The following is a 546-nucleotide window of genomic DNA, read 5'->3' as shown; positions in this document are numbered from 1 at the left end:
TTTTTCATAATAATAATGAGTAAGTAATCACTTTTTTATTTTATAAATTTTTTTAAAAATTGTATTTACTTAGTAGAAAGCTTTTTAGCTCACTTTTATTCTTTACCAAATTTTTGAGCATAGCACTGGCCACACCATCGAGAATGTGCAACATCAGATCTGCCTCAAGAGAGTAATCTTTATAATTCAGCTTTTTAAATGCATTTTCTAATGCCATACGCATTGGTTCCATCTTTTCAGCATTGTATGTCTTTATCTCCCACTTGAGCTTAAATTGTAGCTTCCAAAACTCATATTCCGACTCATCGATGTCAAATGGCATTTCTATGGTCTTTCTGATCACTTCTCTTGGGTCTGTCTCAAGCACAATATCGGCATATAAACTCTTAATCTTCGCTTCGCCTACACCCATAACCGCTTCAAGCAGTCCATCTTTATTTTTATAATGCCTGAAAATAAGTCCTTCAGAAACTCTCGCTCGTTTAGCAACTTTACTTGTGCTCGTTGCATGAAAACCTTCTTCCGCAAATAACACCAAAGCCGCTT

1 protein-coding gene is annotated in these 546 nt (G+C 35.2%); it reads right to left on the bottom strand.

Annotation, left to right across the window (positions count from 1 at the left end):
• Positions 1 to 52: 52 nt before the first annotated feature.
• The coding region (locus tag E1176_RS00260) for a TetR/AcrR family transcriptional regulator (protein ID WP_155208594.1) at positions 53 to 546 on the bottom strand (494 nt) is incomplete at its 5' end.

The sequence above is a fragment of the Fulvivirga aurantia genome (genome assembly GCF_009711475.1).
Taxonomy (GTDB): Bacteria; Bacteroidota; Bacteroidia; order Cytophagales; family Cyclobacteriaceae; genus Fulvivirga; species Fulvivirga aurantia.
Note: the sequence above shows the minus strand (reverse complement) of the source record. Positions and strands in the feature narration are given on the sequence as shown.